22 protein-coding genes and 1 pseudogene are annotated in these 25,554 nt (G+C 42.0%); 3 read left to right on the top strand and 20 right to left on the bottom strand.

Annotated elements, in window-relative coordinates; all coding sequences use genetic code 11:
- Positions 1-92 precede the first annotated feature (92 nt).
- The 12 genes from C6Y01_RS00850 to C6Y01_RS00795 form a co-directional block, all read right to left on the bottom strand.
- On the bottom strand, positions 93-1,553 hold the full coding sequence (locus tag C6Y01_RS00850; RefSeq protein WP_106037717.1) for a CoA-acylating methylmalonate-semialdehyde dehydrogenase: 1,461 nt from the start codon (positions 1,551-1,553) through the stop codon (positions 93-95).
- Positions 1,554-1,900: 347 nt separating this feature from the next.
- Positions 1,901-3,232: an alpha-glucosidase/alpha-galactosidase gene (gene melA / locus C6Y01_RS00845; RefSeq protein WP_106037716.1), complete on the bottom strand. Its 1,332-nt coding sequence runs from the start codon at positions 3,230-3,232 to the stop codon at positions 1,901-1,903.
- A gap of 31 nt (positions 3,233-3,263) precedes the next feature.
- Complete coding sequence (locus tag C6Y01_RS00840; RefSeq protein ID WP_034660824.1) at positions 3,264-4,094, bottom strand: carbohydrate ABC transporter permease; 831 nt, start codon at positions 4,092-4,094, stop codon at positions 3,264-3,266.
- The gene (locus C6Y01_RS00835; RefSeq protein ID WP_095285230.1) at positions 4,094-5,026 is read right to left on the bottom strand and encodes a carbohydrate ABC transporter permease; all 933 of its coding nucleotides are present in this window, start codon (positions 5,024-5,026) and stop codon (positions 4,094-4,096) included. Before C6Y01_RS00835 ends, C6Y01_RS00840 begins: the two co-directional genes overlap by 1 nt.
- Positions 5,027-5,056: 30 nt before the next feature.
- Entirely contained in the window at positions 5,057-6,313 is a 1,257-nt protein-coding gene (locus C6Y01_RS00830) for an ABC transporter substrate-binding protein (protein WP_106037715.1), read from the bottom strand.
- Between the two features lie 216 nt (positions 6,314-6,529).
- On the bottom strand, positions 6,530-7,570 hold the full coding sequence (locus tag C6Y01_RS00825; protein WP_106037714.1) for a LacI family DNA-binding transcriptional regulator: 1,041 nt from the start codon (positions 7,568-7,570) through the stop codon (positions 6,530-6,532).
- Positions 7,571-7,752: 182 nt separating this feature from the next.
- Positions 7,753-8,445, bottom strand: a complete 693-nt coding sequence (gene alsE, locus C6Y01_RS00820; RefSeq protein WP_106037713.1) for a D-allulose 6-phosphate 3-epimerase — start codon at positions 8,443-8,445, stop codon at positions 7,753-7,755.
- Positions 8,446-8,462: 17 nt separating this feature from the next.
- Positions 8,463-9,725, bottom strand: a complete 1,263-nt coding sequence (gene ulaA / locus C6Y01_RS00815) for a PTS ascorbate transporter subunit IIC (RefSeq protein WP_034660830.1) — start codon at positions 9,723-9,725, stop codon at positions 8,463-8,465.
- A gap of 25 nt (positions 9,726-9,750) precedes the next feature.
- Entirely contained in the window at positions 9,751-10,017 is a 267-nt protein-coding gene (locus tag C6Y01_RS00810) for a PTS sugar transporter subunit IIB (RefSeq protein WP_034660831.1), read from the bottom strand.
- Between the two features lie 15 nt (positions 10,018-10,032).
- On the bottom strand, positions 10,033-12,105 hold the full coding sequence (locus tag C6Y01_RS00805) for a BglG family transcription antiterminator (RefSeq protein ID WP_223249875.1): 2,073 nt from the start codon (positions 12,103-12,105) through the stop codon (positions 10,033-10,035).
- Positions 12,106-12,534: 429 nt separating this feature from the next.
- Positions 12,535-13,596 carry a dimethylarginine dimethylaminohydrolase family protein gene (locus tag C6Y01_RS00800; protein ID WP_223249853.1) on the bottom strand — a complete coding sequence of 354 codons (1,062 nt, stop codon included), beginning with the start codon at positions 13,594-13,596 and terminating at the stop codon, positions 12,535-12,537.
- A 303-nt stretch (positions 13,597-13,899) separates the two neighbouring features.
- The gene (locus C6Y01_RS00795; protein WP_034660833.1) at positions 13,900-14,370 is read right to left on the bottom strand and encodes a MarR family winged helix-turn-helix transcriptional regulator; all 471 of its coding nucleotides are present in this window, start codon (positions 14,368-14,370) and stop codon (positions 13,900-13,902) included.
- A 119-nt stretch (positions 14,371-14,489) separates the two neighbouring features.
- Here C6Y01_RS00795 and C6Y01_RS00790 point away from each other — a divergent pair.
- Positions 14,490-16,008, top strand: a pseudogene (locus C6Y01_RS00790) (MDR family MFS transporter); the annotation flags it as partial.
- A 43-nt stretch (positions 16,009-16,051) separates the two neighbouring features.
- Here the strand turns inward: C6Y01_RS00790 and C6Y01_RS00785 are convergent.
- From C6Y01_RS00785 to C6Y01_RS00765, 5 genes are all read right to left on the bottom strand, one after another.
- Positions 16,052-16,921, bottom strand: coding sequence for a class II fructose-bisphosphate aldolase (locus C6Y01_RS00785; protein WP_095285235.1), 870 nt, complete (start codon positions 16,919-16,921; stop codon positions 16,052-16,054).
- A 2-nt stretch (positions 16,922-16,923) separates the two neighbouring features.
- Entirely contained in the window at positions 16,924-17,382 is a 459-nt protein-coding gene (locus C6Y01_RS00780) for a PTS sugar transporter subunit IIA (protein WP_106037711.1), read from the bottom strand.
- Positions 17,383-17,397: 15 nt separating this feature from the next.
- Complete coding sequence (locus tag C6Y01_RS00775; RefSeq protein WP_034660837.1) at positions 17,398-18,813, bottom strand: PTS fructose transporter subunit IIC; 1,416 nt, start codon at positions 18,811-18,813, stop codon at positions 17,398-17,400.
- A 13-nt stretch (positions 18,814-18,826) separates the two neighbouring features.
- Positions 18,827-19,741 carry a 1-phosphofructokinase gene (pfkB, locus tag C6Y01_RS00770; protein WP_034660838.1) on the bottom strand — a complete coding sequence of 305 codons (915 nt, stop codon included), beginning with the start codon at positions 19,739-19,741 and terminating at the stop codon, positions 18,827-18,829.
- Between the two features lie 130 nt (positions 19,742-19,871).
- Positions 19,872-20,648 (bottom strand): MurR/RpiR family transcriptional regulator, encoded by a 777-nt coding sequence (locus tag C6Y01_RS00765; RefSeq protein WP_034660839.1) that lies wholly within the window; start codon positions 20,646-20,648, stop codon positions 19,872-19,874.
- 161 nt (positions 20,649-20,809) lie between these two features.
- Between C6Y01_RS00765 and C6Y01_RS00760 the strand changes: the two genes are divergently transcribed.
- Entirely contained in the window at positions 20,810-22,216 is a 1,407-nt protein-coding gene (locus tag C6Y01_RS00760) for a phospholipase D-like domain-containing protein (RefSeq protein WP_034660840.1), read from the top strand.
- A gap of 10 nt (positions 22,217-22,226) precedes the next feature.
- Here the strand turns inward: C6Y01_RS00760 and C6Y01_RS00755 are convergent, their stop codons facing one another.
- Genes C6Y01_RS00755 through C6Y01_RS00745 form a run of 3 tightly spaced genes read right to left on the bottom strand, consistent with a single transcriptional unit; the run spans position 22,227 to position 23,853 of the window.
- Complete coding sequence (locus C6Y01_RS00755) at positions 22,227-22,712, bottom strand: DMT family transporter (protein WP_034660841.1); 486 nt, start codon at positions 22,710-22,712, stop codon at positions 22,227-22,229.
- 12 nt (positions 22,713-22,724) lie between these two features.
- The gene (locus C6Y01_RS00750) at positions 22,725-23,414 is read right to left on the bottom strand and encodes a Crp/Fnr family transcriptional regulator (RefSeq protein ID WP_106037710.1); all 690 of its coding nucleotides are present in this window, start codon (positions 23,412-23,414) and stop codon (positions 22,725-22,727) included.
- 13 nt (positions 23,415-23,427) lie between these two features.
- Positions 23,428-23,853, bottom strand: a complete 426-nt coding sequence (locus C6Y01_RS00745) for a DMT family transporter (protein ID WP_034661956.1) — start codon at positions 23,851-23,853, stop codon at positions 23,428-23,430.
- A gap of 211 nt (positions 23,854-24,064) precedes the next feature.
- Here C6Y01_RS00745 and C6Y01_RS00740 point away from each other — a divergent pair, with 211 nt between their 5' ends.
- Complete coding sequence (locus tag C6Y01_RS00740; protein ID WP_034660843.1) at positions 24,065-25,492, top strand: aldehyde dehydrogenase family protein; 1,428 nt, start codon at positions 24,065-24,067, stop codon at positions 25,490-25,492.
- Positions 25,493-25,554: the final 62 nt, after the last annotated feature.

The raw sequence follows: 25,554 nt of genomic DNA, 5'->3' as shown, positions 1-25,554 counted from the left end.
TGAAAACCCTTACTTTTTGACTAGGAGACAATAAAAAAATACAGTCCTCCACTTTGGAACTGCATTTTTTCTTCTTATTCAATGAATGTAGATTACATATAACGAGCGGTCACCATTTTCTTTCTTGTGTAAAACTCTACTCCGTCTGTTCCGTTCGCATGTAAGTCCCCGTAGAAAGAATCCTTCCAGCCGGAAAACGGGAAAAATGCCATTGGTGCGGGCACACCGATATTGACGCCGAGCATACCTGCTTCGATGTTTTCGCGAAATTCTCTGATGCTTGATGCGCTGTCCGTGTAAAGGCAGGCACCGTTCGCAAATTTTGATTGATTGGACAGGTCGATCGCTTCTGTTAGTGAAGAGACACGGACAATTGATAAGACTGGGGCGAAAATCTCGTCCTGCCAAATTTTCATTTGATTTGTCACATGGTCAAAAATCGTCGGTCCAACGAAATACCCTTTTCCCTTTGTTTCAAGGTCATTCCTACCATCACGAATGAGGCTTGCTCCTTCTTCAATCCCTGACTGGATATATTGAAGCGTTCGTTCTTTATGTTCCTTTCGAATGACTGGACCAAGAAAGACATCTTCATTTATTCCATTTCCAATGACGAGCTCGTTCGATTCATCAACTAATTTTTGAATGAACTCATCTGCCACTTCTTCTTCCACCGCGACAACGGCCGCGGCCATGCAGCGCTCTCCCGCTGATCCAAAGGCAGCACCAATGATTTGTTTCGTTGCCGCATCTAAATCTGCATCTTTGAGGACAATGGAGTGATTCTTTGCACCTGCAAGTGCTTGGACACGTTTGCCATGCTCTGTGCCTTTTTTATAGATGTATTCTGCGACTGGCTGAGAGCCGACAAATGAAATGGCTTTGACAATTTGGTGTTCAAGCAGACCATTGACAACATCGTGAGCCCCATTGACAATGTTGAGAACACCTTTTGGAAGACCTGCTTCTTCAAATAGTTCGGCTAAACGTGCGGCAAGAATCGGCGTGCGCTCTGAAGGTTTTAAAACAAACGTATTTCCGCAGGCAATGGCAAGCGGAAACATCCAGCAAGGGACCATCATCGGAAAGTTAAATGGTGTAATCCCCCCGATGACGCCTATTGGATAGCGGTACATGCCAGATTCGAGTCCAGATGCGATATCTGGTAATTGTTTTCCCATCATTAAGGTTGGTGCACCAGCGGCAAATTCGACACATTCAATCCCTCGCTGCACTTCTCCTTTTGCTTCTGTTATGCTTTTTCCGTTTTCAAGCGTTACGAGTTCAGCCAGTTCATCCCATTTTTCAACGAGTAACTGCTGATATTTAAATAAAATGCGTGCACGGCGGGGAACGGGTGTTTTCGACCAAGTGGTAAATGCTTCTTGTGCTGCCTGTACCGCACGTTCGACATCTTTTTTTGTTGAAAGCGGCACTTCTGCGATGATCTCTCCAGTAGCTGGGTTATATACTGCCTCTGTTTGACTTGTTTCTGCCTCAATCCATTGTCCGCCAATATAATTTTTCAACATTTGTACATCTGTTTTGGTCATGTTCCCTCTCTCCTTTTTATGAAAGAATGTCATGCTTATAGGATGTGTATGGTTGTCATTGTCCCATCTAATGGGCGCCCATCTGTATACACTCTTTGTCAAATGTAATTGTCGTTTTGGTTTACGTTGTGATAAAAGCTTGCTCTAACGTGTGAAAGGTTGACGCCCTATCCCTTTGTTTGTGAGAAATGATTCCGGAATGCGATTTATTCATGGTGTATTTTTGGTCAACTATTGGGTAACTGTAGAAAAATCATAATATTAAAAACGCTTTCAGTCAATCCTCTTTTTGCAACATAAGAAAAACCTGATGCGCGTTGCATCAGGTAGAGGCTGGTTCTTTTCTTTTATTTAGTTGATGCAGCATATTGATTCGGTTCTGCAAAATGCGGGAGCATCTCACCATGTGCTTCAATGAGTTCATCGCATAATTTGATGATGTCATCAATGGATAGTTCAGCGCTTGTGTGTGGATCAAGTAATGCCGCTTGATAAATGTGCTCTTTTTTGCCGCTAATTGCTGCTTCGATTGTCATGAGCTGTGAGCTGATATTGGTCCGGTTGAGTCCAGCCAATTGTTCAGGGATCTCTCCGACATAGCAAGGCATGATGCCGCTGCGATCTGCAACACATGGTACTTCGACACACGCTTTTTCAGGCAGATTGTGAATGAGTCCTCCTGTGTTCAGCACATTCCCGCCAAATTTAAAGGGAACGTTCGTTTCGATCGCTTCAATGATACGAGAACCATATTCTTTTGAGCGAGTATGTGTGATCTGTGTATTGCCCACAAGGTCATGCTTCATTGTATTCCAGTTGTTGATTTGTTCCTCGCAGCGTCTCGGGTATTCATCGAGCGGAATGTTAAATTGACCGATCAGTTCTGGATAGCGTGATTTGATAAAATAAGGATGGTATTCGGCATTGTGCTCTGAGGATTCTGTGACATAGTAGCCGAATTTATCCATCAGCTCAAAACGTACCATATCATGATGCCGCGCTTGCTGCTTTTCTTTCGCTCTTCTTTTGATGTCTGGGTACAAATCTTTTCCGTCCCGTTTCACCTCTAATAACCATGCCATATGGTTGATGCCGGCAATTTTTTCTTCAATGCCTTCATGATCCATTTCAAGTGATTCAAATAGATCCTTTGTACACACCTGCACACTATGACAAAGACCCACCGTTTGAATCGGTGTATAGCGCAGCATCGCACCTGTCAGTGTGGCCATTGGATTTGTGTAATTTAATAATAAAGCATTTGGACAAACCTCTTCCATCTCCTTTGCAAAATCAAACATCACAGGAATTGTTCGAAGGAAGCGGAAGATGCCGCCGATGCCAACCGTATCCGCAATCGTTTGTCTTAATCCGTATTTTTTCGGAATCTCAAAATCAATCACAGTGCTTGGCCGATAGCCTCCAACCTGGATGGCATTGATGACATATTTCGCATCCTTTAAGGCTTCTTTTCGGTTGTGATAGGGCTTAATGGTCACATTTGCACCGTAGTTCTCTTTTAAATGCCGAAGCATCGTGTCTGATTCATTCAGCCGGTTGTGGTCGATATCATATAATGCGAATTCAAAGCCGCTAAGTGCAGGGACCAACAAACAATCTCCTAATATATTTTTAGCAAACACGGTACTCCCTGCACCGATAAATGTAATTTTAGACATTGACGACTCTCCTTTTTACATCCATATTGAACTACCCTTTGACAGAGCCTTGTGAAAGCCCTGCGATAAAATATTTTTGCAACAGTAAAAACATCGTAACCATTGGCAGCATCGCAATGAGCGCAGCGGCACCAACGAGCTGGAGCTGATGCTGATTTTGACCAAAAAAATGGGATAAGGCGACTGTGAGTGTATGCATTTCTTTATCTTGCAAAAAGAAGATGGCAAATTGATAGTCGTTCCAAATATACACACAGGCAATGATTAAAACAGAAGCGGTAATGGGCTTCAGAAGAGGAAAAACGACAGTGAAAAAAACTCTGAGTGTCCCCGCTCCATCAATACGGGCTGCTTCTTCAAGCTCCTTTGGAATGGTCGACCGGATAAAGCCTGCGTATAAGAAAATGGTTAGCGGCAAAAAAGCAGCGACATTATTTAAAATAGCGATTTGATAGGTGTTCATCATCCCGATTTGAACGACCATTTTATAGAGCGGGACAAGGGCTGTGAGCGGTGGAATGACCATAATGGTGATGAATAAAACATAAACTGCTTTATTTAGCTTTGTGTTTCTTCTTGCGAGCGGATAGGCTGCAAGAGATCCAAGTATGATGAGTAATACAGCGGAGGTAAACGTAATCATCACTGTATTCAAAAAGGACTGGCCAAGCTGAGCCTCTGTCCATGCCGTGCGAAAGTTTTCAAGATGGAGCGCTTTCGGAAACAGCCATTTTGAACTGAAATCTCCTATCCCCTTTAATGATGTCGTCACCAAGATATAAAATGGAATGAGGTGAAGCAATGTCACCAAAAGTGCGAGGAAGGTGTACCATCTCTTTTTGTGTTTAAAGGCGTTATCCATCACACCTCGGTCTCCTTTCGTTTGAAATAAATCAGTGCTGCGACACTAATGACAAGGATGATGACCGCCATGAAGACTCCTTGCGTTGCTGCATAGCCTGCATCCTGACGTTTGAAATACAGATCATACATAAAGGTCGACATCGATTGCGAGGAATCTCCAGGTCCGCCGCCTGTTAGTGCCACAATGACATCAAAAAGTTTCAGCCCGCCAATGACATTAAGCACAACATTAATAGTGATAGACGGCATAAGCAGCGGCAATGTGATCCGTCTGAATTGCTGGAGGCTTGATGCGCCGTCTAATTGTGCCGCCTCATAATAATCCTTAGGAATACTTTGAAGGCCTGCTAAATAAATGATCATCGCAATTCCGACGAATTGATAGGTGTTGACAAGCACAATGATCCATGTGTTTAATTGCGGATTGCCAAGCGCATTCATTTGGTCAAATCCAAAAAACGTCACCACATCGTTTAAGGCACCGCCTTGGTAAGCAAACACAAAATACCAAATATAGCCCATCGCAATCGGACTAATCATGACAGGTAAATAGATGACTGTTCTTGTGATCGCTCTCATCTTTAAGCTTTGATTTAATAAAAGAGCATATCCAAGTCCAATGATATTTTGTAAGATTGTACTCCCAATTCCGTAGAGAAGCGTGTTTTTGACAACAAGCCATGTCGTTGGGTCTTGAAGCAGACGTTTATATTGATCAAGCCCAATCCATTCATAAGTTTGTGAGAACCCGTTCCAATTCGTAAAAGATAGCTGAATGCCGTTCAAAAAAGGATAAATGATAAAGGTACTGACGACGAGTACAGCTGGCATGTACATCCACCAAAGTGATGAATTCCGGCTTTTTTGCATCTTTTGTTTTGGTAAAGAGGTAAATGCGGCTGGCTGCTTTGCTTTTGTGATGTCATTCATTGGCTTCACTCCTGTTTCAGCATGGGCCTGCTATTGTTTTTTCAGACGCTTATATTCCTCTTCCATCTTCTTCGATAATTGTTCTGGTGTGATGGAGCCTGCTAATAATTCTTGACCCGTCGTTGCCATGACAGCCCACATTCCGCTTGGTAAGTATTTTCGATCGAAGTAAGGTTCAATCTTCACCTGTTCGTATTGATCGTAAAACGTAGAGTAATAGTTTTTCGCTTTTACATGCGTTAAGGCTGCTTCAGAGGATGTGCCTTCTGCGATTTTTTCCGCATTTTCAGGCTTTGCGAGAAAATCGATGAATTGTTTTGCTTCTTTTAGATGCTTGGAGTCCTTCCAGGCAGCGACAGTAAATCGTTCTCCCCCAATCCAGCTTTGCTCATCTCCTTCATGAATGGCAGGAACAGGTATCGTGCCTACTTTGATCGATTGATTGAGTTCTGACGCTTCAGGTCCTAAAGAACCTCCGACAAAGGTGAAGGCTATTTTGTTTTGTGCCATCAGTTCAGGTGCTTGAGATAGTTTCGCTGTCAGGACATCTTTGTTTAAAAGATCTTGATCCTTCAGCTCCTTCATGAACTGTGCAAGCGGTGTATAGTGAGACCAATCAAAAGATCCGTTTTCAAGTTCTTTTCCGTATTGATGTGTTTGATCGGTGATTAATAAAGGTGTGGCTAGTTCATCAAAGACTTGGGCGATATTTGAGTTATCTCCTCCTGGTATCCAGAGCGGCACAACCTCTCCTTTGCTCTTTTCTTTAACTGTAAGCAAAGCAGATTTTAATTCATCAAGTGTTTTAGGGACTTCAATGTCATAGTCCTTTAATAGATTGGCATTAAAGCTAAGCCCGTCTTTTGCTTGATTCAGCGGATACGCGTATACTTTGCCATCTTGGTCCTTTAAAATCTGATCGAGTGAAGGATCAAGCTGTTTGACCCAATCCATCTCTTTTAAATCAGCCACATACTCGCTATAGCGCAGTTTGGCCCAGCCATGTGTGTCAAACAGATCCGGCATATCGTTTGCCCCCATTTTGACGCGAATCATATCTTCATAGCTGTTGCCTGGGAAGTTGGCATCGATTCCAATATGTGGATGCTCTTTTTCAAACTCACGAATCACTTCTTCAAATGCTTTTCTTTCCCCGCTGTTGCTCATCGTCGAAAAGAGAGTCAGGGTGACCTTTCCGTTTGCTTCGGACGTACCGTTATTGCCGCAAGCAGACAAAAGAATGGTCAAGACAAAGGCCGCAGTCAGCAGCATGAATTTTTTATTCATGGTTTCCTCCTTTTGATCACTGAAAATTCAGACGATAATCGGTAGAATTCATGCAGTTGCGGAAACAAAAGAAGTCCATTATACTGGAATTCTATTCTTTTCAAAGAGATAAGAGAGCATAACGGCAGGCTGCCTTGTTCTTAGCATGATCTGGCCATCATGCTGAGCAGCTGCTTTCTGCTTTTTTGTCTCTTTTTTGTTTGCTGAGATCTTGGTTCACCCCCTTTCATGGATGAGACATGTGCTGCCCCGTTCGATGAGTTTTGTTGGCACGACGACTTTTAGAGGGAGCTTTCTTCCGTTTATTCGCTCAAGCAAAAGCTTCAAGCCGACTTCCCCCATTTCTTCTGTATATACTTTTACGCTTGTAAGCGGCGGACTTGAAAATGAAGCAGCTTCAATGTCATTAAACCCAACAATGGATACATCGAAAGGAACACGCAGACCGGCTTCGTTGAGCGCACGTATTGCACCGATCGCCATTGAATCACTTCCGATAAAAAAGGCTTGTGGAAGGTTTCCTTTTTTAATGGCTTGCTGCATAAGCGTATAGCCTTCTTGCATGGAGTATTCCCCAATGTGGATGTCATCCAGATGAAGACATCCTGCCTCCTGCATTCTTCTCATAAACGTCGTTTGTCTTTCGTCCTCAATCACAGCGTTTCCTTCGAAATAATGCTCCCGCTCCTTTCCGCCAATATAGCCTAGATGTGTATAGCCAAGCGATTGCAGATGGCGAATTGCTCGATCTGCCGCTCTTACAAAATCAACATGTACACAATCATACAAATCTTCATCCGCATAATGATTAATAAAAACAATGTGTTCCATTCGGTTTGTCATTTTTTCAACTGTATCGGGGCTGATTCGTCCAATGACAATCAAACCGTCAATATCCTTTAGCATCGCCCCTTTGTCCATGCTTCTCAGGCGAAAGGTATGGAGGGTGGACAGTCCTTGTTTGGCATATTCTTTTTCAATTCCTTTTCGAATCGATGAAAAAAAGGGATCATTTAATTCTTCGTCAATGGATTGAGCGACAACGATACCGATGACTGGGGATTCAGATGGAGGTTTTTCTTCTGCTTGATCGGCTTTTCTTGCTCTCACTGGGGTATAGTTTAGCTTCTTTGCAATGTCGAGGATGTTTTGTCTTGTTGCGTGTGAAACGGCAAGTGTTTGATCGCCATTTAACACACGGGATACAGTGGATACGGACACTTTTGCATCATGGGCAATATCTTTGAGTGTGGTCATAGGCAAACTCCTCTTAGATTTTGACTAAATATTTACTAAAGATATTTGAAGGATAACATATAAGTAAAGCGCTTTCAATTGTGGATTTGTAATTTTTTATTTTATATTTGGGTATGTTTTGGTGAGATTGTGGTGTTTTAGTAAAATTGCGTAAAAAAGAGGATGGATTACATCCTCTTTTACTAACGTGATTCAATTGAGGCTGTTTCTTTTGCAAACAATTGCTTCATTGTCTCCCAAGCTTTATCGAGTTGGTTGTGAAGTCCAAATAAACCTGAGTTGCCGATGATATAGATCTCATTTCCAGCCTCAGCAAGCAGCCGGAACGTGCTCTCATTACAAGAGCCGTCTACTTCAATTGAAAACGTGTATCCTCCCTTCTCTTTTACATTTTTCACTTGTTTAATTTTCTGAAGCATTTCTTTAATAAAAGGCTGTCCTGCAAAGCCTGGATCGATCGTCATGATCGTCACTCGGTCTATTAAATGTATAAAGGAATCTAACGCCGCAATTGGTGTGGCGGGATTTAAGACAAAGCCGACCTTGCAGTCTCTTTGATGGATATGCCGAATGATTCTAAAAACGTCTCTTTGCACGACCTCTGGGTGTAAGCAGATCATGCTTGCGCCTGCATCAATGCAGGCATCGATTAAAAATTCTTGGGGGTATTCCGCCATAAGGTGAACATCAATTGGTCTATCTGTTAGTTTTCGAAGCTGTTCAATGAAAAAGGGTGATAGGGTGATATTTTTCACATAATGACCATCCATGACGTCGACATGATATCGATCTGCTCTCGTGTTGAGAATATGAATTTGTTCGCGGAAGTGCGTTAAATCCATGCACATTAGTGAAGGTGAAAAAATGGCTTTCATTCTCAGGCTCCTCTTTTTTAAAGTTGAAATAAAAGCTTGATCAATCCAATTAAGATTCCGATGATACCAAAGTCTGTATCTCCAAAAGTTGTCCCTTCAAAGCCAAGGGTCCCTAACACAGGTAATAAACAAGCAGGTAAAAAGGAAAGAAGTAATCCATTCACAAAGGCCCCAGCGACAGCACCTCTCACGCCTCCTGTTGCATTGCCATACACTCCTGCTGTAGCGCCGCAAAAAAAGTGCGGGACAAGACCAGGGACAATGACAGTTAAACCAAACAAAGGTAAAAGAAAAATGGATACGATGCCTCCTGCAAAGCTGCATAAAAAACCGATAATGACTGCATTTGGAGCAAATGGAAAAACGGTTGGCGCGTCAAGTGCCGGCTTTGCCCCTTTCACAAAACGATCGGCAATCCCTTTAAAAGCAGGCACGATTTCACCGATTGCCATCCTCACCCCGGCTAAAATAATGTATACACCAGCGGCAAAGGTAATAGCCTGAATGAGAATGAAGACAGCGAAGTTCGTGCCCCCGCTAATTTGTTCTATAAAGGGAATCCCTGCAAACGGTGCAATCGCAAAGAACAGCAAAGCCATCGTGATCGAAATGGCAACAGATGTATCTCTTAGAAATCCGAGTGATTTAGGCACTTGAATGGTTTCCGTTGATTTCTCTGGACGACCGATCCATTTGCCGATCATTCCCGCTGTAAAATAACCGAAGGTACTGAAGTGTCCGAGCGCGAGATCATCGCTTCCGGTGACTTTCCTTGTGAATGGCTGAAGGATAGCGGGTGCAATGACCATAGCTGTTCCTAATATAATCGAACCGGTGGTGACAAGAAATCCTCCTTGCATTCCGGCTGTCGAGAGAACGACTGCGAGCATTGCAGCCATATACAAGGTATGGTGCCCTGTTAAAAAGACATATTTAAAGGGCGTGAATTTTGCCAATAACAAATTGACCAGCATGCCAAAAATCATAATGAGAGCCGTCTGTGTCCCGAATTCCTTTTGGGCAATGGCCGCCATGGCATCTGTATTTGGGACAACTCCTTGAATGTGAAAGGCTGCTTCAAACATTTTTCGAAAAACTCCAAGTGAATCAGACACGACCGTGGCGCCCGCTCCTAATATTAAAAAACCCATGGTTGTTTTCAAGGTGCCTGACACGGTATCTGCGGCTGATTTTTTCTGCAAAAGTAAACCGGCCAGTGCAAACAAACCGATGAGAATTGCCGGTGTGCCCAATATATCGTTCATGATCAGTTCTATCATGATGTGAATCCCCCTTTTTTGTGGCTTATATGTGTTTACGAAGGACGTCTTTAATGGCTTCCTGGTCTAACAAGTTATTTAATCCAGCGACCTTTCTTGTGCCGTCATCCAGCTGGTCGATAATGTCTGTTGCTCCGATATAGAGATCTGCCTGTTCATTTTTACTTGTGCTGAGATCGGTATGATCCACTTCAGCTACAAGCCCTAACTCTTCTAATGCTTTTTTGACATTCATTTCTACGATAAAGCTGCTTCCTAATCCGTTTCCGCACACAACAAGAATTTTTTTCATTCTCTTTTTCCTCCTTTATAGTTGTGAAAATTGATCAATTAGTTCTTGCACCGATGCTAATTCCCTTGCTTCAACCAATTGTTTCATCCGTTTTTCATCACTTAACAGCATGGTCAGCTGTTTGAGTGCTTTCAAGTGGGTCATACTGTCAATGGCTGCTAGGACAATGATGAGACGAACCTGTTTTTTTTCATCCTTAGAGAAAAAAATGGGCCGTTCGAATGACATGAGTGACATGCTTAATTTGTTCACGCCGTCCTCTGGTCTGGCATGCGGAATGGCTACTTGTGGTGCAATCACAATATAAGGTCCATTTTGATCAACGGACTGAATCATGGCCTCCACATAACCTTTCTGAATGGCATTTTGATCGAGTAAAGGCTGCGCTGCTTTTGTGATGGCCTCTTGCCATGTTTCTGCTGTTTGCTGGAGATGAATGGTTTTTTCTGTTAATAAATCGTTTAACACTGGTTTCCACCCTTTCTGATGGGATACATATGCGGGATGAAGTAGCTCTTTAAGATCACGAAGCAGTGCTTTTTCATTTTGTACGATGGTATGCTGCTGAATGATGTTGAATAAAGCGTTCACATTTTTCTCATCAAGCCTGATTTCTGCACCTTCTCCATATTGAAGCAAGGTTTTTTTCTCATAGGCAGTGAGGATGGGATGAACGAGGTGAACGGGTTTTCCTTTAAACGAAATAGGTGTTGTTGACACAACAAAGTCGACATCAATGGATGACATTTCTTCATATGAACGCTTTGATAATAGATCGCGTACTTCGATATAACCGATTAATTCGATAAGCTGTGTTTTCAGCATGTGACTTGTGCCAATTCCTTCGCCGCAGACAATGTATACAGAACGCCGCACAATTGGTGAAATCCCTTCTCTTCTCATCCAACCACCAAAATGCATCGCCACATATGCAATTTCATGGTCGCTGATCTTTGAGCAAGTCGCCTTTTCTAAATGGCATACGACCTTTTGAGTGATGTCAAACACCTCTGGCTGTGCTTTTTTAATAGATTCTGTTAATTCATTGTTGATATCAATGTGATAGATGAGTCTGTAATAGGCCGGGATGAGATGCATGGTCAAGTTTTGCTCCAAGGCTTCGTACTCTTGAAAGGAAATACAAGCATACCGCTGAAAGTCAAAAATCATTTGTCTGGCAATGGTGCGAATGAGATGCTCTTCTGGTTTTTTACTTGATGGAAGCTTTTGTTTCTTGGCGCTGAGCCATAGAGTGCTAAGAAAATAGATTTCATCATCATAAACTTGAAGAACTGTTTCCCTTTGAATTTGTGCCATGAAACGAATAGCCGCCAAGCATTCATCTGTTTCCTGCAATGTACGCTTTTCTTCGTTTGAAAGGTGTACAGCACGTCCTAGCTTCATCCGCTTGAAGTAGAAAAAGAGATCCAAAGACAGCTGATCCAGCATGTCATCTGCAAACTCGAGCTTAAGCTCTTGTTCTGACTTCTCGAGGAGATGCTTTAACCGCTTATATGAAATGGGCCCCTTTAACCAAAAAGATGGAAACGCTTTTTCGTTTTTTATCATTGTGCGAATGGAATGAATATAAGGTTTCAGCGCCAATCGAATCGCTCTTTCTTCTCCTGAAATCAAATAGCCGCAGGCTGTCTGATAGTGAAGCGTGAGCTGCTGCTTTGAAAGTGCTTCTTTTAGCTGTTTCATATCTTCAAGCAATGTATTCCGGCTCACTTTGATCATCTTCATAAAATCATCAATTCTTAGGCGTTTCTCACTGCATGCAATGGATAAGAGCAGGATGGCTCTTCTTTCCTTTACGCATGGTTCATAATCATGGCCAACGAGAATGGTGTTCGCTTTTTGAATAATGACTTCTTTTTCATGTGGGTGTAAGTAGTAGCCAAGTTGATCTTTTCGCTGAATACCACTCAGCTGCTGAGTTTCCAGCCAGCTATTCATGCGTTTGATTTCAGAGTAGACGGTTCGAGTAGAGACATTCAGTCGATTCTGTAAATCTTCAATTGATAAATAAGATGTCGTGTGAATCAGCATTGATAGTAAAGTCGTGCCCCTTTTGGTTAAATACAGTTGGAATTCCTCCCTTCTTTCCTTTGGTTATAAGTTTAATCAACTCACATGCATCAAAGAAGCCCAAATGTCTTCAGCAAATGCAGTGCAGCTTTTGGGTGCTATTTTGCTATAAGAAAAAGCACACCCGCATGAGTGTGCTTTAGACTTGTATACAAAGAATCATTTGTCTTCTTTTACGTGATAGAAATTTTTTTGAATGCCTTTTTTTGATTTTTTACAATTCTTTTGGCATTCTTGATTCACACATATGTACTGGGCTTCATTGCCGATAAAGAAAGCGGACACCAATCAAGGCACTTAAGTGCCTAATGATCAGCGTCTGCAGGTTCTTCTTTCTGGACAAAATAATCGTTTTTTGCTAGTCTCTATTATACGATGATCCACATAGAAAAAAGATGCTCTTAATCAGGATGCTTTTCTGTTTTTTTATTTACGAAGTAATGGCTGAGTCGTGCATCGGAAAGCGCCACCATAGCTTCTTGTTATTTTAAAATCAACATATTCCACCTTGATATTTCTTTTTTCTAATTCTTTTCCAATTGTATTTTGATATGCTATATCCGTTACATATACTTTTTCATTAATCGGTAACCCATTAATAGCTAAATTTTGCGCTTCTTTGTAGCTTACTTTTATTTTATCCCAATCTCTTAATTCATCTGGAACTCCGTTTGGTAGTGAGTCTTCATTCACAATCATCAGACCGTCTCGCACAAAACTAATGGCACAATCAAGATGAAGAGTATTTTTCTCGAGTTTCACTTCAACTACTTTATAACCATCTGGTGTTAAATAATTACGGAGCCAATCGATTCCTTCTTTATTAGATGCTTGACCAGAGTTCCCAACAAAAATTGTTTTCCCGTACACAAGAATATCTCCACCCTCTAGAAATGGACCAGTCTTAGAATTTATGCCTTTTGAAACATCCGGCTGTGGAACAGCAACATATGGATTTTTGTTCGCTCTTACCTCTTTTAAAAGGATATGTCTTGCTGGGAAAACTTCTAGTCTGCGGTAGCTTGAAAAGAACGATCCTTCGATTATGTGATTTCCTATTGTAAAGAATGGATCTCTAACAAAGAAATTCGTAGCCCCTGCTCCACCAGTTATACCATTTTCAGCTAAACCTAATTTCTTTTCATTCTCTGTTAAAAGGCGTGGCATTTGGGTGTCTACATCGTATTTCTGAAGTACTTTTTTAAACTCTTCACGTTCTTTTTCCATTTTGATTTGAATATCTTTCATATCTTCCATCATGTTTGAGCCGCTATCTCCCTCGGGAAAATAAACTTCAGACTGAGACAAAACGACACGTTTTAATGGAGCAAATTCACTTTCTACATACACATTTCCTTTATTTTTTTCGTTTTCAGCTGAGACTTTTTCTGCTTTCACACTATCTGAGCTTTTTGACTGCGAGCAGCCTGTTACAATAACGGTCAATACCGCAGCAAAGCCAACTAAATTAATAAATTTTCTTTTCATTCCAATTAACCCTCCATTTTATTTATTTTGTGGTTAATAAAAATAGTAACTATTAAATCTTAAATATTTATTAACTTTTAGGCTTTTTTTATTTTTAAAGTGGAAAGATTACATGTTGCTTGCTTTTTCAGATTATAACAATCCTTTTTCATCTCTAAACCTTTGAATCTATTAAAAATAGTAAAAAGGGCTAGTTCAGCGAATTCATCTTCTGTATATCAGATCCAAAGGAATCTAAAATTCTTCATCCGATGCAGGTTAATTTTTTCATTAGAAAAAGCACACCTCCAACAGTGCGCTTTCTTACGATTTAGACTTAAACAATCGCAGCTCTTGCTCCATAATATCTGCTGCTTCGTTAATAAATTGAATGATTAAGTCTAATTCTTCTCGCTTGTATTCGTTTGTAAGCTGTTTTGTTGATGCCGATAAAGATTGAAAGAGTTCTTTTACTTGTGATTTCCCTGCCGTTAATGGAACGATAATGACTCTTCGCTTGTCTTTTGGGTCCTTTTCTCTTTTGACGTAGCCAGCTTTTTCAAGGCGGTCAATGAGAGCTGTGACCGCACCTGAGCTAAGACCTGTTTTTTCACTTAATTCCCCTGCTGTGAGGGGGCCGAGTTCGTTTAATAAATCGGCTGATTTGAGATCTGTTGGGAAAAGGCCGAGCGATTGCGCGGCCGCTTGATGGAATAAAACCGTTCGTGTCGCGAGGCGCCTCAGTGTATGTATGATCAGGTCTGCTCTGTCTTCTGCGTCGTTCTTTATTGACAACTTGTTCTCCTCCCTTTAAAATCAATTTATCTTGATCATCAAGATAAATGTTCTCTTCCTTTATATTTAAGTTGATCATAGCAAAAATAAGGAGAGAACGTAAGCAGGAGGTAAATGAAATGAATCATGTGGATAAAGGCAAGGCATCCACTCGCTTTGTTGTCATCGGTTTGCTGTTAGGGATTTTTATGGCAGCGATGGACAATACCATTGTTGCAACAGCGATGGGAAGCATCGTAGCAGATTTGGGCAGTTTTGATAAATTTGCTTGGGTGACGGCTTCTTATATGGTGGCAGTAATGGCCGGAATGCCGATTTACGGAAAGCTTTCTGATATGTATGGTCGAAAGCGTTTTTTTCTGTTTGGACTTATTTTCTTTTTAATTGGATCAGCGCTGTGCGGTATTGCACAAACGATGGATCAGCTCATTATTTACCGGGCCATTCAAGGGCTTGGAGGCGGTGCCCTTCTTCCGATCGCGTTTACGATCATCTTTGATATCTTCCCGCCTGAAAAGCGCGGAAAAATGTCCGGTATGTTTGGTGCAGTATTTGGTTTATCGAGTGTACTAGGACCACTGTTAGGAGCTATTATCACAGATTCGATCGGCTGGCATTGGGTTTTCTATATTAACGTGCCAATCGGTATTGTTAGTGTGTTCTTGATCGCCAGATACTATCATGAATCGCTAGAACATCGCAAGCAAAAAATTGACTGGTCAGGTGCTATTACACTTGTCGTGGCAGTTGTGAGCTTAATGTTCGCACTTGAGCTTGGCGGTAAATCTTATGCGTGGGATTCGGTGCAAATCCTCACACTTTTTGCCGTGTTTCTTGTGTTTGGTACCATCTTCTTTATTGTTGAGCGTAAAGCGGAGGAACCGATTATTTCTTTTTGGATGTTTAAAAATCGTTTATTTGCGACATCTCAAATATTGGCGTTTTTATATGGGGGGACATTTATTATTCTTGCCGTCTTTATTCCTATTTTCGTGCAAGCGGTGTATGGTGAATCTGCGACAAGTGCAGGGTTTATTTTAACACCGATGATGATAGGATCTGTGATTGGCAGTATGATTGGCGGAACGATGCAGACGAAAGTTCCTTTCAGACGTCTTATGACGATCTCTGTTATTTCATTTTTTGCTGGGATGCTGCTTCTTGCCAATATGTCACCAGATACAGCTAGACTTTGGCTCACAATCTTTATGATGATATCAGGCTTTGGTGTCGGCTTCAGCTTCTCCCTTCTGCCGTCAGCTTCAATGAATGATCTTGCCCCTCGTTACCGAGGCAGTGCAAACTCAACCAATTCATTTATGAGATCACTTGGGATGACACTTGGTGTCACGATTTTTGGGACGATTCAAACCAATGTCCTATCGAATCGCTTAGCAGAAGCCTTTAGCGGAATGAAAGGAGCCCCTTCTCAAATAGGCAATCCACAAGCCATATTCCAAGAAGGTGCCCGTTCACAAATTCCGCCTGATATTTTAAATAAAGTCATCGATGCGATGTCACAAAGCATTACGTACGTATTTTTGATTGCGTTATTCCCTATTGCCCTTGCAGCGATTACGGTCCTATTTATGGGAAATGCACGAGTACGCACATCAAATGAAATGAAAGAAAGCGAATAATGTGAAAAAGCAGAGCGTTAGCGGCTCTGCTTTTTTTCGTTTCACTGATATAGAGGATGGGCTTTGCCCTCACTGCCAACGATACGTATTTTCGATGTGACCATGTCTTTTGCTGCTTGCTTTGCTTTTTGTAAATACATACGTGGATCTAAGCTTTCAGGTTCGTTTGAGAAATGATCACGGATGGCTTCAGAGTACGCATTTTTCAATTCAGTAGAGACATTAACCTTTGCCATACCAAGTGCCACACATCGTCTGACGTCTTCATCCGGAACAGCGGAACCACCGTGCAGCACAAGGGGAACATCGACCAGCGCTGCAATTTGTTCAATACGGTCAAAGTCAATATCCGGTACTCCTTTATAAATGCCGTGAGCGGTGCCGATCGCAGGCGCTAAAGTAGGTACCCCAGTTTCTTCTACAAATTGACGGCATTCTGATGGAATGGCTTTTTCAGCATCCTTTTCATCGACGACGATATCATCCTCTACGCCGCCTACCTTGCCTAATTCTGCTTCGACATTCACCCCTACTTTTAATGCGAGGTCTACGACTTCTTTTGTGCGGCGTACATTTTCTTCATATGAATGCATGGATGCATCAATCATGACGGATGTATATCCTGCTCGAATACAGGTGAGAATCACATCAAAGTCCGTGCAGTGATCGAGGTGCAGACCGATTGGGATTTGATATTGATCAGCCGCCGCTTTGACTGTATCTGCAATCGCTTTTGCTCCAAGTGATTGAACCGTTCCAACCGTTGTTTGCAAAATGACAGGTGATTTTAATTCTGCGGCCGTTTCGAGCACCCAATAAATACTGTCAAAGGAATGTACATTGAATGCAATGATTCCGTATTTTTCTTTTTTCGCAGCCTCAAGCATCGGTGTTGTTGAAAGTAAAGGCATAATCAAACATCCTCTCTCGTTAAAATATCTGTTTCTAAAACAGTAAGCATGTCTTCATTTGTTCTTGTTTCCAGCAGCTTTTGTCGTTTCACTTCATCCATTAATCCTCGTGAAAGAGCAGAAAGAGCCTTTAGATGAGTGGTGCCCGCTTCATTTTTGGGGATCAGTAAGGATAAGAAGAAAAAGCATGGCTTCCCATCAAAAGCGTCCCATTCAATGCCTGTTTCAGTGCGGACGATCACAAGTGCTGGTTTTGTGATGGCTTCTGTTTGTGTATGTGGAATGGCAAATCCATCTTGAAATCCAGTCGTGCTCAGTGCTTCCCTTTCAGCTAAGCCTTTTTTGACATCCTCTGCTGATGTACAAATACCTGCTTTGTAGGCAATGTCAGCAATGGCTGCGAAAACGCCAGCCTGTGAAGAAGCTGTTTCATGAAGATTCATATAGATATGTTCCATTATTTCTCTTCCTCCCTATTAAACTGCGGGTTTGTCTATTTTTTTACGGTAAAGTCCGTATAGAATGGCACCTACAAGTGATCCGATCAGTATGGATAGTACCCACTGAAATGCACCTGTGACGACTGGAAGGACAAGGAATCCACCATGCGGAGCTGGAACCTGTACGCCAAATAGATACGTCAATATAGCAGAGATGGCTGAGCCAAACATGATAATTGGCAGGACAACGATCGGGTTTTTTGCCGCAAATGGGATGGCCCCTTCTGTAATATGTGTCGCCCCTAGAATATAGTTGATTGCCCCTGCATTTCGTTCCTGCGGTGTGAAATGTTTTCTGAAAATCGTTGTGGCAATCGCAATGATAAGCGGCGGTGTGATACATGCTGCGGACACACCTGCCATGAAGTAAAGGTTGCCTTGTGCAAGTAAAGCCGTTCCTGTGACATAGGCTGCTTTGTTAAAAGGACCTCCCATATCAAATCCACACATCGCTCCAACAATTAAACCTAAGAGCAGCGGGTTCGTGGATTGAACAGCTGAGAGAAAATCCATTAATGAATTATTTAGGCCTGTGATCGGAACTAATAGTGGTGTCATCACAGCTCCAATCAAGAAAATACCGATAACAGGATAGATGAAGATTGATTTTAAACCGTCAAGTGATGCAGGTAATTTTTGAAGCAGGAATTGAAGGAATACGATGATATATCCTGCTGCAAAACCTGCGATAATACCACCTAAGAATCCAGCGCCTCCGTCGTTTGCAAGCAGGCCGCCGATAAACCCGACAACCATCCCTGGGCGTCTGGCGATTGAATCAGCGATAAATGCTGCTAAAATAGGCACCATTAAGCTAAAGCCGAGTCCGCCAATGCTTTTCAAATAGGCAGCAAACGGATGATACGTTTCATGCTGAGGATCAGCAGAGTAGATACCGAATAGAAATGAAATGGCAATTAAGACCCCGCCTCCAACAACAAATGGAAGCATGTGTGATACACCGTTCATTAAATGTTTGTAGATCGTGTGTATCCATTTATTCGTCGTCTTTTGTTGAGAGGATGAAGGAGCAGATGTTTTCTCCGTTCCAGAAGCCCTTCCTTTCACTTGATGAACGGGTGCATCTCCATTGATAATGCCTTGGATCAGTTCTTCTGGCGTGCGGATGCCTTTCGCTACAGGCACTTCAATAAGTGGTTTGCCGTGAAAACGATCTGTATTCACATCTTTGTCAGCTGCGACAATGATCCCATCGGCCTCCAGAATGTCTTGATCGGTTAAAGCGTTTTCAATTCCTACTTGACCATGTGTTTCGACTTTGATGTCGACCCCTAATTGCTCAGCAGCTATTTTTAATGCCTCAGCTGCCATAAACGTGTGTGCAATGCCTGTTGGACAGCCAGTTGCAGCGACAATTTTTTTACGGCTCATATCTGATTCCCCCTTATATCTTGTGAATGTGTACTTGCTCAATTAATGAATGAATGTCATGTAAATCACTTAAGCCTTTAGAAAATGCAGTAGATGCGCCCGTTGCAATGCCGTAACGTAAGCATTCTTCAGGTGAATGACCTTCAAGCTGTTTACTAAGAAAGGCTGCGAGCATTGCATCTCCAGAACAAGCTGTGTTTACCACAGTGCCTGTCGGTGCGTTTCCTTTTAAGATGACGTCTTTCGTAATGAACAAAGCCCCTTCTCCTCCGCGGGAAATAAGCACTTGCTCTGCACCCATCTCAATGAGTTTTTCTCCTGATTGAATGAGTTCTTTTTCTGACATAGGATGTATTTTGCCGAAAAAAGCAGCGATTTCTTCTTCATTCGGTTTTAATAAATACGGCTTGTATTGAAGCGTCTCAAGAACTGCTGCGGAGCTTGTGTCTAAAATAAACTTGACGTTGTGCTGATGACAAATAGCTGCTACTTCTGAAAAAATGCTGGCGGGTACGCCCTTTGGCAGGCTGCCTGACATGATAAGGATGTCCCCCTGCGGGATGGCCGCTATTTTTTCACGAAAGGCGTGAAGCGCTTTTGCTTCAATCGCAGGTCCTTGGTTCACGAGCTTGTATTCTTCTGTCGTATTAATAAAAACATTAATGCGTGTAATTCCTTCAACCGAGATAAAATCGGTTTGAATGGAAAGGTCCTTTAAGGATTGTTCAATATAAGAGCCTGAAAACCCAGCAATAAATCCTAATGCAGTGCTGGTGAATCCATATTTCTTTAGCATAATGGAGACATTGACTCCTTTGCCATTCGGCTGATAATCTTCATCTTCCGTGCGGTTGACTGCATTCGCTCTCATTTCTTTTAATGCAATATATAGGTCAATAGCAGGATTTAAGGTGCAGGTATAAATCAATTGGTTTCACCTTCTTTCTTTTCTCTAAAGAAAGTATCTCATACGATGGAGTGAAAATGTTTTCAGATTGTGTAAAGGTTTTCATGATAAAAAGCCTTCCAGATCAAAGTCTCGAAGGCTTCTTTAGCGGTTATTTCATTCGGATCACATAGGCATCTAGTAAAATGCGGGCAATGACATGAAGAGACAGGCGCGATCTGACTTCATAATCTGGGAAGAAAGATTGTTCGCCTTTATATCCGACTAGAGTCATATCTGATATTTTGCTTAATGTAGAATCTATTCTTGTCGTGACGGTAATGGTCGTGACTTGCTTCATGCTGAGATTTTGACACGCTTCAACGAGCTCTGCTGTTTCGCCATTTAATGAAACAAAGATCGCAAGTTCGTTTTTACTGATGTCTCTCGATTTCAGCCGAATGATATTCGGATCGTCATGTACTTCGCATGTTTTTCCGATGAGCTGTAATTTGATGGTCATTTCTTTGGCAATCATCTCTGAGAAGCCTCTGCCGAAAATATAAATTTTGTCCGCATTATGTATTTTTTGAACGGCATCTTCAATTTGCCCAATACTTTGCAGCTGAATCGTCTTTAAAACCTCTTCTTCATTTTTCCGAATCGCTAGTTTGATGTCTTCATCGATGTTTTTTAGCTGATCACTTGCATCGGTCATTTTCTTTTCTTGTTTCAATCGATATTTAAAGGAAGTATAGCCGTTGTAACCAATTTTTTTCATCAATCTGACAATTGTGGCTGTCGACACATTCGCTCTTTCACTTAATGTGACGATGGATAAGGTGGAGATTTCCTCTAGATGCTGGTGAATATAATGGAGTAAATAACGTTCTGTTTCACTTAACGTTTGATACACATCGCTTGGAATGTTAAATAGTGGTTCATTCAATTCGATTCCCCCTTACTCATTTCATACTATAATTAAATGCCCAATAAAAACAAGATGATTCTTTTATCATATATTTTGATGTGGCAGCCAAAATGAGTGAAATTTGATTTTTGACATACACTAAGGAAAAGTTGTGTCTGTGTGAAAGGAGCTGATACCCTATGCTTCATCTCTTGTTTTTTCTCATCCTTCTCTATGTCGTCTATGTATTTTTGACCGCATTTGTGTTGTTTTATTTACCGATACGAAAAACATGCAAAGAACATTGTATTTATAAAGCCTCTTCTATCTCAGGAGACGATCAGGGGACAAATCAAGTGATGCTTCTTGACGATGGGTTTGAATCTGGTCAGGTTAGAATCCAAATGATTCGTGAGGCAAAGAAGGTGATCCGTCTCAGTTACTATTCCATTCAAAAGGGAAAAACAGCCGAATGGGTACTAGGTGCTTTAATTGAAGCAGCTGATCGAGGTGTGAAAGTCCAGGTGTTGTTAGATGGCATCTGCCACAGTTTGCGCGGGCCGCTGAAGCATTTGCGCTATGCGGTGGCAAATCATCCGAACATGTCGATTCGTTTTTATGAGCCCTTTCGTTTGTTCAAGCCTTGGACGTGGCATAATCGGCTTCACGATAAGCTGCTACTAGCAGATGGCCGAGTGGCTGTGATGGGCGGAAGAAATATCGGTGATAAATACTTTGCAGATCAGCCGCCGAAAGACTTTGCTTTTGACCGCGATGTGCTGCTCTATAACGCCAAAAAGGGAAAAGTATTAGATGAAATGGAGCAATATTTCGTTTATCTATGGAATCATGATTTTACGAAAAGAACAAAAGAGGTGTTCTCCAAGCCAAAAGCGAAAAAAGGGTTAAAGCTAAGAAAACAGCTGCTCAGATCCTATCAAGAAGCAGTGCGCACAAAAGAACCTTTTGTGATGTCCTCCTTTGATTGGGCAGCAGATGCCACTTCAGTGAAACAGATTGCCTTTTTCACAAATCCTGTAGAACGCTTCAATAAGCGGCCGCTTGTGCTGAAAAAACTGAACGATCTTGCGCACCGGGCAAAGCGTTCTGTGCTTATACAAACGCCTTATGTCATCCCAACACGCCCAATGAAAGCCGGACTCACCCCCTTAGGTAGTGAGATTCAAACGACAATGGTCACGAATTCTCTTACAGCGACACCAAATCCGTTAGCCTTTGCTGGATATTTAAGCACGAAAAAGGAACTGATGAAAACAGGCGTTCATTTGTATGAATATGAAGGCCCCTATTCCATTCATGGGAAATCAATGGTGATTGATGATTACTTGAGTATTATTGGGACATATAACTTAGATGCGAGGTCTAGTTTTTTAAACACAGAGTCGATTTTGGTGATTGACAGTGCCCCGTTTGCGTTATCACTTACACAGGCAATCGAACAAAAAATCGCCTACAGTAATCTCGTTGCTAAAGACCGAACAGCCTATCATGCGAGCGCATATGGGCAGAAAAAAAAGCCTTTGATGAAAAGGCTCCTTTTAAATGGATTATCCGCGATAACGGTATTATGGCGGCGATTGATTTAAAAAAGGGCGGCTACTCTTGTGGCAGCCCTTTTTCTTGCGATTGATCTTTTTCGGCTGACTCCAATTTGGTCAATTTAAACACTAAGATCCCAGCAACAATCACAATGACACCTAATAGTTTTGTAAAAGAAAATGCCACTTTTTCTAACCCAAGCCAGCCAAGCGAATCAAACAAAAGAGCGCAGCCCAGCTGTGACGTGAGGACAATCGAGATGCCATAAGTCGGTCCAAGACGTTTGATACTCTGAACTAGACAAATGACCACTCCTACCCCAATGGCTCCGCTGATCCAGTACCAAGCTTCCATATGTCTTAATTGAAACATGCCAGTTCCCTCTAGTAAGAGACCCATCAGGAGTGAAGCAATAAAGCCCATTCCAAGAACGAGGGTGGTAGTTGACCAAGAGCCTGTATGCTCATTGACCTTACTGTTAAAAATGGTTTGTAAGCTGACGAGTGCGCCAGCAGTGATAGCTAATAGTATTCCTATGATCATATATAAATCCCTTCATTTCTTCTTTTCATAAATATTGTGCTCTGCTATTTCTAGAAGCCCTTTCCGGTCACAAATCGTAATCTCTCCTCTACGCCTCTCTATCAGCCCTTTTTCACAGAATTGCTGAATGACCCGGTTAATATGACGATAGCTTGTACCGATTAAGCTTGCCGCATCAGTGAGACGAAGGGCGCTCGCGCTGTCATCATTTGTTACAACAGACAATAAGTAGCTTGCAAGCCTGACCTCCACAGGATATAAAAGGTGGAAACTCAGATCGTTTGATTTTGTATAAAATTTGCTTGTGATGCCTTTTAGCAGAAAGGTTAACACGCGTGGGTCATCCTTCGCATGGCGCATGAGCGCTTGATGAGAAACCCTTAGCATATGTACTTCTGTGACAGCTTCGACTGTATTGACCATGTCGGTTTGCTGAACGTATTCAATATCTCCAATCGCTTCAAGGGGATGTTTAAAGCTAAGAATAAAGGTTTTCCCTTCCTTTGTGGTCGTGAAAATCTTTAATTTTCCTTTCACTAACAAGTACAGGTACTCCCTCTTATCCCCTTTTGAACAAACGAGCTCACCCTGCTCATAGCGCCACAAGCTCACGTGTGATATGAGCTTTTGATGAAAGACGTTTTCTAATTGATGTGCCTTCATATATGAGGCAAAAAGAGATTCATCATAAAGCTCCTCCATCTGACGCCCTCCTTTATAGCTTTAAAATGATCACGCCTGCGACCATCAGTAAAATTCCTGCATAATGAGGCCATTTCATTTTTTTCTTCTGTACACCAAACCATCCTTTTGCATCGATTGCAAAGGTAAAAGCAAGCTGTGCAATAAGTAACGCTGCGATGGTGAGTGTGACACCGATCATTTGAATCGCGGTGACTTCATTAAAAATAATAATGGCTGCAAATGCGCCGCCTATTAAATAAAGTGGCTGCACCTTTCGATATTCCCTGAAGTGTCCGTCTCGTACGATGAGTAAAATGACAAGTGAGATGATAAAACCGGTTAGCTGCGTGATAGTTGCTGCCTGCCATGTGCCGATATCCTGGCTGATTCTTGCGTTGGCTACGCCTTGCAGTGTAATGCAAGCGCCTCCTAATAAAGCGAAAATAACACCTTTCATTCGTTCAAATGCTCCTTCTTTTTTCAGTCTAGTTCCATTAAATGATACATGCTCACCTATTGAAAAGGACATATGTCCCACTTTGCGTATTATATCAGAAACTTTTTCTTTTGCAGTTTCTTCGTTTTAGATTTTTCACAGTGGGTACAGTTTTATATCAGCTGAAAACAGAATATTAAATGAATCACATATAAAAAGGAGACATGTCAGAATGAGAAATCAAGAGAAACATTTTATTAACGGAGAATGGGTTGCATCAACAGGAAACGAAACGACAGAGGTCATCAACCCTGCGACAGAAGAAGTCATTGGCACCATTAGCTTAGGAACAAAAGAAGATTTAGATAAGGCAGTGAAAGCAGCTCGTGCCGCCTTCCCTTCTTTCTCGAAAACATCTCGAAATGAACGCGTGAAGATGCTGGAAAACATTGTGCGTGGCTACGAAAAACGCAAGGATGAACTTGTAGAAGTGATGACACAAGAGCTCGGTGCACCGCTGAAAGTATCAGAAGAAGTTCATTACACAATGGGCTATGAACATTTTTCTAAAGCAGCGGAAGCACTTAAATCTTATACATTGACCGAGGACCGCGGCGGACATACCATTATAAAAGAAGCGATTGGCGTCAGCGGATTGATTACACCGTGGAACTTCCCAACGAATCAAACATCTCTTAAAATTGCGGGTGCCATTGCGGCAGGCTCACCAGTTGTCTTAAAGCCAGCGGAAATTACACCTTTTGCTGCGATGATTCTTGCAGAAATCATTGATGAAGCAGGCGTACCGAAAGGAGTCTTCAACTTAGTAAACGGAACTGGTGACGTTATTGGTGACGGTATTAGCTCACATCCTGATATTGACTTTGTTTCATTTACTGGATCAGGTGCCGTCGGCTCTAAAATTATGGAAAACGCGGCGGACAATGTGAAGAAAGTGGCTCTTGAGCTTGGCGGGAAATCCCCTCTTATCGTCTTAGATGATGCAGATGTGGATGAGGCAGCAGAAACCGCCATTCATCATATTGCGATGAATACAGGTCAAGTGTGTTCTGCAGCTACGCGTGTGCTTATTCCAGAATCAATGAAAGACAAGTTTGAAAAAGCGCTGCTGAATGCCCTGCCGAAGTTTACAGTTGGTGATCCGAGAGAAGATCACGCTACAGGCCCGCTTGTTTCTAAAAAGCAGTGGGATACTGTGCAATCTTATATTGAAAAAGGAATCGATGAAGGTGCTACTCTGCTTGCAGGGGGAACTGGAAAGCCGGACGGAATCGATAAAGGATATTTCGCCAAGCATACCATTTTCACCAATGTAAAAAATGATATGACCATTGCGCAAGAAGAAATATTCGGACCGGTCATGAGTGTGATTACGTATCAGGACCTAGATCATGCCCTTGACATCGCCAATGATACGGTTTATGGCCTTGCCGGGTATGTTGTTGGAAAAGATGAAAAAACTTTAAAATATGTAGCTGAACATATCCGTGCTGGCCAAATCACCATTAACAATGCCGAAACAGATTACTTTGCCCCATTTGGCGGCTTTAAGCAATCTGGTATCGGAAGAGAATGGGGAGACTTCGGCATTGAGGAATATTTAGAAGTGAAAGCTGTGATGGGACTTCCAACGGCATAAATTGAGAAGGGAGAAAAACTCTAGGGTTTTTCTCCTTTTTTATTTGTGAATTTTAAGAAGTG

Source organism: Bacillus sp. NMCC46 (genome assembly GCF_002998465.1).
GTDB lineage: Bacteria > Bacillota > Bacilli > Bacillales > Bacillaceae > Bacillus.
This window is presented reverse-complemented; position numbering and strand designations above follow the sequence as displayed.